Annotated in this window: 9 protein-coding genes and 1 pseudogene; 7 read left to right on the top strand and 3 right to left on the bottom strand. The window is 45.3% G+C overall.

From position 1 onward, the window contains the following. Positions 1-158 precede the first annotated feature (158 nt). The 3 genes from rplI to rpsF are packed head-to-tail and all read right to left on the bottom strand — an operon-like array spanning position 159 to position 1,234. Complete coding sequence (rplI, locus tag O71_RS01935) at positions 159-602, bottom strand: 50S ribosomal protein L9 (protein WP_007652660.1); 444 nt, start codon at positions 600-602, stop codon at positions 159-161. 12 nt (positions 603-614) lie between these two features. Further along, positions 615-866, bottom strand: a complete 252-nt coding sequence (gene rpsR, locus O71_RS01940) for a 30S ribosomal protein S18 (protein WP_007652662.1) — start codon at positions 864-866, stop codon at positions 615-617. Then, on the bottom strand, positions 866-1,234 hold the full coding sequence (rpsF, locus tag O71_RS01945; protein ID WP_007652664.1) for a 30S ribosomal protein S6: 369 nt from the start codon (positions 1,232-1,234) through the stop codon (positions 866-868). The genes rpsR and rpsF overlap by 1 nt, the downstream gene beginning before the upstream one ends. Positions 1,235-1,844: 610 nt before the next feature. Between rpsF and O71_RS01950 the strand changes: the two genes are divergently transcribed. The 7 genes and pseudogenes from O71_RS01950 to O71_RS24205 all read left to right on the top strand — a co-directional run. Further along, positions 1,845-3,077 carry a c-type cytochrome gene (locus O71_RS01950; RefSeq protein ID WP_007652666.1) on the top strand — a complete coding sequence of 411 codons (1,233 nt, stop codon included), beginning with the start codon at positions 1,845-1,847 and terminating at the stop codon, positions 3,075-3,077. Between the two features lie 38 nt (positions 3,078-3,115). After that, positions 3,116-6,118: a TAT-variant-translocated molybdopterin oxidoreductase gene (locus O71_RS01955; RefSeq protein WP_007652668.1), complete on the top strand. Its 3,003-nt coding sequence runs from the start codon at positions 3,116-3,118 to the stop codon at positions 6,116-6,118. A 20-nt stretch (positions 6,119-6,138) separates the two neighbouring features. After that, positions 6,139-7,557, top strand: coding sequence for an NrfD/PsrC family molybdoenzyme membrane anchor subunit (gene nrfD / locus O71_RS01960; RefSeq protein WP_007652670.1), 1,419 nt, complete (start codon positions 6,139-6,141; stop codon positions 7,555-7,557). 2 nt (positions 7,558-7,559) lie between these two features. After that, positions 7,560-8,084 carry a DUF3341 domain-containing protein gene (locus O71_RS01965; protein WP_007652672.1) on the top strand — a complete coding sequence of 175 codons (525 nt, stop codon included), beginning with the start codon at positions 7,560-7,562 and terminating at the stop codon, positions 8,082-8,084. Then, complete coding sequence (locus O71_RS01970; RefSeq protein ID WP_007652674.1) at positions 8,084-8,716, top strand: cytochrome c; 633 nt, start codon at positions 8,084-8,086, stop codon at positions 8,714-8,716. The genes O71_RS01965 and O71_RS01970 overlap by 1 nt, the downstream gene beginning before the upstream one ends. 26 nt (positions 8,717-8,742) lie before the next feature. Then, the gene (locus O71_RS01975; RefSeq protein WP_007652676.1) at positions 8,743-10,014 is read left to right on the top strand and encodes a hypothetical protein; all 1,272 of its coding nucleotides are present in this window, start codon (positions 8,743-8,745) and stop codon (positions 10,012-10,014) included. 24 nt (positions 10,015-10,038) lie between these two features. Beyond that, positions 10,039-10,420, top strand: a pseudogene (locus O71_RS24205) (cytochrome c oxidase subunit II); the annotation flags it as partial.

Consider the following 10,420-nt stretch of genomic DNA (forward strand, 5'->3'; position numbering starts at 1 on the left):
TAGGTATAGGTATAGGTATAGGTATAGGTATAGGTATAGGTATAGGTATAGGTATAGGTATAGGTATAGGTATAGGTATAGCGCAAATTAACCGGAAAGGTGTAATAAAAAAAGCGCCCTGCTTTTAGGGCAGGCGCTTTTTTATGTGATTGCTAAGACTACTCAGCTACAACATTGAAGCGGATCTGGTGCTTCACTTCTTTGTGCAGGTTCAGTGTAGCGGTGTACTCGCCGGCAGTTTTCACTTCCTGATCGAAAGAAATGCGCTTGCGGTCTACATCGTGACCTTTAGCCTTCAGAGCATCAGCAAGCTGAGTTGTAGTAACAGAGCCGAAGATCTTACCAGTCTCACCTACTTTAGTAGGGATTTCCAGCGTGATGTCTCCGATATTGTTAGCAAGCTCCTGTGCATCGTTCTTAATCTTCTCAACTTTGTGAGCAGCCTGACGCATGTTTTCTTCAAGAACTTTTCTGTTCGTTTTGTCAGCCAAAACTGCAAGACCCTGAGGGATCAGGTAGTTACGGCCATATCCTGGCTTTACTGAAACGATATCGTTCTTGTAACCAAGGTGCTTAACGTCATCTTTAAGTATTACTTCCATGTTCGTCCCTCCTTATTTTAAAGAATCAGTTACATAAGGTAAAATAGCCAGGTGGCGTGCACGGGCAACAGCCTGAGACACTTTACGCTGGAATTTCAGGCTAGTGCCTGTCAGTCTTCTTGGAAGAATCTTGCCCTGCTCGTTCACGAACTTAAGCAGGAAGTTACCGTCTTTGTAGTCAATATACTTGATACCGCTTTTCTTGAAGCGGCAGTATTTCTGACGGTTTTCTTGTTTGTGTACTCTTTCGTTAACTAGGCTCATTATGCTTTAACCTCCTCTTTTTTAGCCTGTGATTTAAACTCGCCTTTTCTTCTGCGCTCGTTGTAAGCAATTGCGTGCTTATCAAGAGCTGTAGTTAAGAAGCGAACAACTTTTTCGTCGCGGCGATAAGCCAGCTCAAGCACATCAATTACAGTAGATGGAGCCTTAAACTCGATGAGGTGGTAGAAACCAGTAGATTTCTTCTGGATTGGGTAAGCAAGCTTACGTAGACCCCAGTTCTCTTCGTGGATAATTTCGGCGCTATTTTCCTTAAGCACCTGTCTGAACTTCTCGACCGTTTCCTGCATCTGCGTCTCGTTCAACAGAGGCGTCAAGATGAAGACCGTTTCGTAATTTTTTAATTCCATTTGGTTATGAGAATTTTTTTGTTTTAGGGTGCAAATATACAGCAATGATTCTGTAATACAAAAACTTGCACCAAAATAAATGTATGATCAAAAGCACTTTCGCCACCAGGTATTGCAATCAGCTCACTCAAGAGTATTGTAATAACATCAGACGACAGTAGGACTTAACAATAATGAATAACCTATATATAATAAGGTGTACTTGAAACTGAGAAAAAGGGCGAGAGAGGTGAGAGAAAATGAGATGAAAATTAAATAAGTGGTAACGACAACAAAATCAGTGGTTTATGAGTTCAAAGGTGGATGCTGAAAAGAATGCGGATTAAGCAAGAGAGAATAGGATAATTTGGTACAAAATGGCTGAAGGAAAACTTGTGTTATTTAGAATAATTTTAAATAAAAAAGGTGATTCTGATAAAATAATGCAGAAAATGCGCTACGAATGATTGTACTGAATGGGTTATTGTGTATAGGGGTAAAAATAAGCATATAATATTTGATTAATGGGTTTCAGGTAGTAGATTTGTGCCCGTAAAGTAAATTCACCATTATACTAAACACAAGCGTCCTGGCTATGATTAGCTGTATACAAAGAGCAAAAACCAAATTCTTGATTGCCTTCTTGTTTGCCTTGGCGGCCTCTTTTGGAGTGTCGACTACAGGTTATGCACAAGGCGCAAGTCTGCCTGTAGATGATGCAGGTATTGTAAGTGCAGGCGAGTCCCTGTATAAGAACAACTGCGTTGTTTGTCACTCTGTGGGAAGCGATGTAGTAGTTGGTCCTGGTTTGAAAGGCGTCAATGAGCGCAGAACGCAACCTTGGTTGATCAGCTGGATTAAGAACTCGCAGGCTTTGATCGCCTCTGGTGATAAAGACGCAATCGCGGTTTACAACCAGTTTAATAAGCAGGCGATGCCTTCCTTCAATTTCTCTGATGAGGAAATTGTATCGATGCTGGCCTATATCAAGGCATCTGAAACTGCCGCAGCTGAGACCACTGGTCCTGCAGGAGGTACAGAGGCTGCTCCAGGTGAAAACGTTGGTACTGATGCAGTTGGTGCGATTGGTGGTTACCTGGATATTGTATTGGTAGTGCTGATCATTGTGTTGATCGTGCTGGTTGTGACCCTTCTTTTGATCACTTCAGTACTAAAGAACTACCTGAACAAGAACAAACAACTTGACGAGTACGATGCTGAAATTGTAAATCAGCGTTTCGACTTCTCTAAGATATATAAGTCTAAAGCCGTACGTACGCTGGTAGTGCTGATCTTTGTGATCGTGCTGCTGGACCTGGCTCTTGACAAAGCAATGGGTGTCGGTATACAGCAGGGCTACGCCCCTACACAGCCGATCGCCTTCTCGCACAAGCTGCACGCAGGCGAGCATCAGATCGACTGTAACTACTGCCACACTACTGTTTATGAAAGCAAGAGTGCCAGTATCCCTTCTGCTAATATCTGTATGAACTGCCATAGCCAGATCAAGACAGAATCACCTGAAATTCAGAAGATATACAGAGCTATTGAGCGTAATAAGCCTATCGAATGGGTGCGTATTCACAACTTGCCTGACCTGGCTTACTTCAACCACGCCCAGCACACACAGGTGGGTGGCGTAGAGTGCCAGACCTGCCACGGTCCTATTCAGGAGATGGAAGTGGTGTATCAGTACTCACCGCTGACCATGGGCTGGTGTATTGACTGTCACCGTGAAACTCCTCTTAACACAGAAGGAAATGCATATTATGACAACCTGGTGAAATTGCACGAGTCAACAACGAAGAGTGCTTTCACTGTGTCATCAAACGGTGGTGCAGAGTGTTCTAAGTGCCACTACTAATTATTAAAAATTAAGGATTCGAGTTTTCTAGATATAATATGCAAGACAGAATAAAATACTGGAAAGGAATAGAGGAGCTTGAAAATACTCCTGAATTCGCGAAAAACGCTCATAACGAGTTTCCAGAATTCCTGCCGATAAACGAAGCCAAAGGCGAAAGCGAGTCAACTGGTATGACTGCTCCACGAAGGGACTTCCTAAAACTGCTAGGTTTTGGTCTGGCTGCCGCTACACTGGCTTCATGTGAAGCTCCTGTAAGAAAGGCAATTCCATACCTGAACAAGCCGGTTGATGTTGAGCCAGGAGTGGCAAACTGGTATGCTACTACTTATTATAACAGCGGTGACTATAATAGCGTGTTGGTTAAGACACGTGAAGGCCGTCCAATTAAAGTAGAGCCAAACCCAAGCTCAACATTAACCCCAATGGGTACTAGCCCTAAAGCTCAGGGATCTGTGCTTAGCCTGTACGACAACAACAGACTGCGTACACCGCTTATCAAAGGCAAAGAGGCTAAATGGGAGCAGGTAGACAGCGAGATACGTGCCGCTCTTTCAAATGTGAATGGCAAAGTAGCTTTCGTTTCCTCTACAGTGATCAGCCCTTCAACCAAGCAGCTTATCAATGAGTTTGGTTCAAGACTGAGTAATTTTGAACATGTAGTGTATGATGCCAACTCTGCTTCTGCACTGATTGGCGCAAACGGTGGCACTGTTCCGGGATACGACTTCAGCCGAGCTAATATTATTGTAAGTATCAGCGCTGACTTCCTGGGAACCTGGATTGCTCCGACTCCTTTCGCTAAGCAATACATCCAAAACAGAAAAGTATCTGCTGACAAGCCAAATATGTCACGTCACTACCAGTTTGAGACAATTATGTCGTTGACTGGCGCCAATGCTGACGTGCGTGTTCCGATCAAGCCTTCTGAAGAACTGGCGATCGTAACAGCGATCTATAACGGATTGTCTGGCCAAGGCGTAAATGCTCCGGCTAACGTTGATAAGAAAGCGCTTGAGAATGCGATCAGAGACCTGCGTGCAAATAATGGACGTGCTCTGGTAGTATCAGGATCAAATGACCCGGCTGTCCAGACGCTGGTTACAGCTATCAACAAAACAATTGGTGCAGAAGGTACTACCATCGATACAGCTTCTCCATATTTCCTGAAGCAGGGTAACGATGCGCAGATGCTGCGTCTGATTGAAGAAATGAACAATGGCAGTGTAGGAGCAGTGTTTTTCTACAATGCAAACCCAGTATACGATCACCCACTTGCTGAGCAAGTAAAAACTGGACTGGCTAAAGTTGGACTGAAAGTTTCCTTCGCAGAAAGAGTGGAAGAGACTGCTGCGCTTGTAGACTACGTAGCACCAGACAGCCATTACCTGGAGTCCTGGAACGACTACGAGCCGAAGAGAGGCTTCCTGAGTCTGGCACAACCAGTAATCAGCCCAATCTTTATGACACGCCAGGTACAGGACAGCTTACTGGCTTGGAGCGGAAACAACACATCTTATTACGATTACATCCGCAACAACTGGAGAAAAGGCGCTGCAAACACAGACGAGCAGTGGGAGAAAGCTGTGCACGATGGCGTAATGGAGAACGGCACAAGTATGCTGGCTCTTAACACAGGTAATGCAAGCACGATGACAGTCTCTGATGCAGCTGGCAGAGCTCCAAGAGCAGTTGCAGGTGGCAGAATTGAGGCTGTTGTTTACGAAAAAGTTGCAATCGGTACAGGTTCTGAGGCTAACAACCCTTGGCTGCAGGAAATGGCTGATCCGATCTCAAAAGCTACCTGGGATAACTACATAACGATGCCTCGCCGCATGGCAGAGGAAATGGGTGTAGTACAAGGTAACGTGCTGAAGGTAACATATGCGAATGGTAAAACACTTGAGCTTCCTGCGCTGATCCAGCCAGGACAAGCACAAGGTACAGTGGGTATAGCCATGGGCTACGGCCGTGAGCTAGACTCTATGCCAACAGCCAAAGGTCGTGGTGCTAATGCCTTCCCTATCGCTACGGTAGCTGATAACGCTATCCTATTTGTAGGCGCTGTACAGCTGGAGAAAACAGGCTCTACTGTAGAGATTGCCCAGATGCAGACGCACCATACAATTATGGATCGTCTGGTAGTTCAGGAAAATACACTGGCGAACTATCAGAAAAATCCGAAAGAGGTAACGGAATATGTACGCATTGCTACGCACGAAGGTCCGGCAAAGCCTGCTGCTATCTCTCTTTGGGAAGATTACGAGTACAAAAACCACCACTGGGGCATGGTGATCGACCTGAACTCATGTATTGGCTGTGGAGCCTGTACAGTGAGCTGCCAGGCAGAAAACAATATTCCGGTAGTAGGTAAGCAGGAGGTACTAAACCGTCGCGAAATGCACTGGATGCGTATCGACCGCTACTATAGCGCAGTGGAGCACGAAGAGAAAGATTACAAGACTATGGAGGATCCGGCGGAGAATCCAAGTGTTATCTTCCAGCCGATGCTTTGCCAGCACTGTAACCACGCTCCTTGTGAGACTGTGTGTCCGGTAGCTGCTACAATGCACAGCTCTGAGGGTATTAACCAGATGGCTTACAACCGCTGCGTAGGTACACGTTACTGCGCAAACAACTGCCCTTACAAAGTTCGTCGTTTCAACTGGTTTGCTTACGCTAACAACGATAAGTTCGACTTTAACATGAACAACGACCTTGGTAAGATGGTGTTGAATCCTGACGTAACAGTTCGTTCGCGCGGTGTTATGGAGAAATGCTCGTTCTGCGTGCAGCGTGTTCAGCTAGGAAAACTGGAAGCCAAGCGTGAGAACAGAAGACCAGTGGACGGTGAGATCGTGACGGCTTGTGCCCAGTCTTGCCCTACAGATGCGATTGTCTTCGGTGACATGCTGGATCCAAAGAGCCGTGTATCTCAGTTGCTATCCCGTGAGAAAGGCGAGCGTGCCTTCCACGTACTGGAAGAACTGAACGTACAGCCGAACGTGACTTACCTGACAAAAATTAGAAACTTAGCTTAATTTATAAATTAGATAGCGCTATGCAGCACGTATCTCCGATAAGAGAGCCTCTGGTAACGGGGGGTAAAACATACCACGATATCACCGAAGATGTCTGCAGACAGGTGGAGGCCAAGCCCAACGCACGTTGGGCCGCTGCCCTTGCTGTAGCTCTTGTAGGTCTGGCTATTTTCATCTACTCCACTTACCGTACACTTTGGTACGGTATCGGGGAGTGGGGACTTAACAAAACTGTAGGTTGGGCATGGGATATCACCAACTTCGTATGGTGGGTAGGTATCGGTCACGCCGGTACGCTGATCTCAGCTATCCTTCTCCTGTTCCGTCAGAAATGGAGAACTTCTATTAACCGAGCAGCAGAAGCGATGACGATCTTCGCTGTAATCTGTGCCGCGATGTTCCCGGTGCTACACATGGGCCGTCCCTGGTTGGCCTACTGGGTACTTCCACTGCCAAACACATTTGGTTCACTTTGGGTTAACTTTAACTCGCCGCTCCTTTGGGACGTTTTTGCGATTTCCACTTACTTCTCTGTATCGCTTGTATTCTGGTACATCGGTCTGATTCCTGACTTTGCTACCATCCGCGACAGAGCAACCGGACCAATCGCCCGCAGAGCATATGCATTCCTTTCTTTCGGCTGGACTGGTTCCGCCAAAGCCTGGTCTCGATATGAGACTGTATCCCTGATTCTTGCAGGCCTTGCTACTCCACTGGTACTTTCTGTACACACGATCGTATCGATGGACTTTGCAACCTCAGTAATCCCAGGCTGGCACACGACTATCTTCCCTCCATATTTCGTGGCAGGTGCGATCTTCTCCGGTTTCGCGATGGTACTTACGTTGATGATCATCACACGAAAAGTATTCAAACTGGAGGATTACATCACACTGGAGCACGTAGAGTCAATGAACAAGGTAATCATCCTGACAGGCTCTATCGTAGGTGTGGCTTATATCACAGAATTCTTCATCGCCTGGTACTCAGGTGTGGAATACGAGCAATACGCCTTCATCAACCGTGCTACTGGTCCTTACTGGTGGGCATATTGGGCAATGATGACTTGTAACGTAATTACACCGCAGCTATTCTGGTTCAGAACTATCAGAAGAAGTCTGACCGCTACTTTCATCATCACGATCTTCGTGAACATTGGTATGTGGTTCGAGCGATTTGTAATTATCGTTACATCACTTCACAGAGACTTCCTTCCATCTTCATGGGCAATGTTCTCTCCAACCATCATCGACATTGGTATCTATGTAGGAACAATCGGTCTATTCTTTACACTGTTCCTTCTGTTTGCCAAGTTTTTCCCTGTAGTGAACATGGCGGAGGTAAAATCAATTCTGAAGTCTTCTTCAGAAGTGAAACACCACCCACATGGTACAATGCACGGTACTGATAAGGATTCGCACACTAATACACATCCATAGCAATGACTAAAAAATTCGTTCTAGGTATCTACGATGATGAGGATGTCCTGCTGCAGGCCATCGAGAACGTCCGGGCTGCCGGTACTAAAATTTACGAAGTTTTTTCGCCATACCCAATCCATGGTATTGATGATGTATTAGGTATCAAGCGTTCAAGACTTCCAATCGTAGCATTCTTCTGCGGTTTGTTCGGAACTTCCTTCGCCCTCTGGATGCAGATCTGGATGCTGGGTTTCGACTGGCCAATGATCATTGGTGGTAAACCGCACATCGCTATACCAGCATTTATTCCTGTAACTTTTGAACTTACCGTTCTTTGCGCTGCATTCGGTATGGTGATCACCTTCTTCATCGTCACAAAGCTGAAGCCTTCTTTTAAGGTGAATGTTTTTGACAAACGCTCTACAGACGACAAGTTTGTAATGGCGATTGAGGTTACAGAAGGTGTGACTGATATGAATGCATTGAACGATCTACTTCGTTCTAACGGCGCAATTGAAGTTAACGAGAAGGAGGTAATCAAATAATGAAAGGTCTATTAAATTTAGGTATTAAAGCCTCTGCCGTACTATTCACAGGCGCTATGCTGGTAGCCTGTAGCAATGAAAAAGATCCAGGTCTTGAGTTTGCTCCAGACATGTATCACTCTATACCGCTGGATCCATACTCTCAGGTAAAAGAGAACCTTTATAACCCGGGCGGAATGAACATGCGTGAGCCTGTTCAAGGTACAGTTGCCCGTGGCAAAATGGGTTATAACATGTACCTGTCGAAAGACGAGGCTGAAGTAGCTGGTGTTGAGCTGAAAAATCCACTCGAATACAATGACCAGCACTTAGCAGAAGGCCAGGTATTGTACACTCGCTTTTGTGCTTCATGCCATGGTGACCAGGGTGATGGCCAAGGTTTGGTTGGACAGAAATTCAAAGGTGTACCATCCTATTCAGCAGGGCGTGTTGCCGAACTTCCAGCAGGTCATATTTACCATGTTATTACAAACGGACGTGGTCGTATGATGCCGCATGGTTCACAGGTTAACCCGACTGAACGTTGGAAAATTGTAATGTATGTGCAGCAGTTACAGGGCGGTGAAGCACCGGCACCTGCAGCTGATGAAACAGAAACTACAGAAGAATCAGGTACTACACCTAATAACTAAGTCTAAGGCATAATATCACAAGGATAATGACAGAAGAAAGACTCATCATTTCCAGAAAAACGAATAACAAGTTTTTCTTAATGATAGCTATAGGTGTTGTACTACTTATAGCTGGAATCATCATTGCTGCCATGGGCGGAGGCGATGCGCATCATGCTGAAGGGCATGGGGAAGCAGCAGCAGCTGGCCATGAAGCAGCCTCCTGGCTCAAAAGGCTCTATGTAAATCTCTGGTTAAATAACGTATACTTCACAGGTATAGCACTTGTAGGTGTATTTTTCATTGCGGTACAGTATGTGGCCTATGCCGGATGGTCTGTACTGATTAAGCGTATACCTGAAGCATTGGGCTACTATCTGCCAATAGGTGGTGCTGTAATGCTGATCGTGTTCCTGCTAGGTGGTCATGATATTTTCCACTGGACGCATGACTACCTTTACGATCTGAACGACGAGCGATATGACCCAATCATCGCTGGTAAAGCCCCTTATTTGAATTTCTGGTTCTTCCTGATCAGAATGATTGCTTACTTCGTTCTTTGGATACTCTTCTTCAACTGGTTGAGAAGAAACTCACTGAATGAAGACCTGAATGGTGGTACTTCTTACTATCACAAAAGCATTCGTATTTCTGCGATGTTCCTGGTAGTATTCGGCGTTACTTCTTCTACATCAGCATGGGACTGGGTACTTTCAATCGACACACACTGGTTCTCTACTATGTTTGGCTGGTATGTGTTTGCAAGCTGGTGGGTATCTGGTCTGGCAGCAATCACATTGACAGTAATAATCCTGAAGCAGAATGGTTACCTGAAAATGGTTAATGCAAACCACCTGCACGATTTAGGCAAGTTTGTATTTGCATTCTCTATCTTCTGGACGTACATCTGGTTCTCTCAGTTCATGCTGATCTGGTATGCAAACATTCCTGAGGAATCAATCTACTTCATTGAGCGATTAGGTGGTAATGGCGGACACTTCAAGTGGATTTTCTTTACTAATCTTATTGTAAACTTTGCATTCCCGTTCCTTGTTTTGATGACAAGAGATGCGAAGCGTCAGATGATCATGCTCAAAATCGTTACGATTGCAATTCTGATTGGTCACTGGTTAGACTTCTATCTGATGATGATGCCAGGTACAATGCGTACTGATGCAACTATTGGATTTATTGAGATCGGAACTACTCTTATTTTCCTGGGTGTATTCTTACTTACCTTTACAAAAGGTTTGGCTAAAGCTTCGCTGGTGCCGGTAAATCATCCATTCCTGGAAGAAAGTGTTCACCATCATGTTTAGAGATCATACTAAAAGCGTTATATAATGATTACGTTCGCCATAGGTTTATCCATAGTCCTGTTATTAGTTATCCTGTTCCTTTTATTCAGGATCGGGACGCTAGCCTCCATCTTTAGAGGATCGACACAGCGTGCTGTCGGAACCACCAAAACAAGTAACAAAGTAAACAGCCTGTTGCTGCTCCTCTTCCTGATTGGTGGAGGTGCGGCTTTTGCCTGGTCTTTTGCCGATTCATGGGAGAACATGAACCAGCCGCTTGCCTCTGTGCATGGGGCCTGGACTGATAGTCTTTTCTGGACTACCATGATCGTAATCGGTATCGTGTTTGTGATCACGCAAATCCTACTTTTCTGGTATTCTTATAAATACCAGCATAAAGATGATAAGCGTGCTTACTACTACCCAC

Source organism: Pontibacter sp. BAB1700, assembly GCF_000277005.1.
Classification (GTDB): domain Bacteria; phylum Bacteroidota; class Bacteroidia; order Cytophagales; family Hymenobacteraceae; genus Pontibacter; species Pontibacter lucknowensis.

Bases quoted from the DNA above. Each gene is read 5' to 3' on its own strand.
- rpsF (WP_007652664.1), bottom strand. From the start codon at position 1,234: ATGGAATTAAAAAATTACGAAACGGTCTTCATCTTGACGCCTCTGTTG.
- rpsR (WP_007652662.1), bottom strand. From the start codon at position 866: ATGAGCCTAGTTAACGAAAGAGTACACAAACAAGAAAACCGTCAGAAA.
- O71_RS01955 (WP_007652668.1), top strand. From the start codon at position 3,116: ATGCAAGACAGAATAAAATACTGGAAAGGAATAGAGGAGCTTGAAAAT.
- nrfD (WP_007652670.1), top strand. From the start codon at position 6,139: ATGCAGCACGTATCTCCGATAAGAGAGCCTCTGGTAACGGGGGGTAAA.
- rplI (WP_007652660.1), bottom strand. From the start codon at position 602: ATGGAAGTAATACTTAAAGATGACGTTAAGCACCTTGGTTACAAGAAC.
- O71_RS01965 (WP_007652672.1), top strand. From the start codon at position 7,560: ATGACTAAAAAATTCGTTCTAGGTATCTACGATGATGAGGATGTCCTG.
- O71_RS01970 (WP_007652674.1), top strand. From the start codon at position 8,084: ATGAAAGGTCTATTAAATTTAGGTATTAAAGCCTCTGCCGTACTATTC.
- O71_RS01975 (WP_007652676.1), top strand. From the start codon at position 8,743: ATGACAGAAGAAAGACTCATCATTTCCAGAAAAACGAATAACAAGTTT.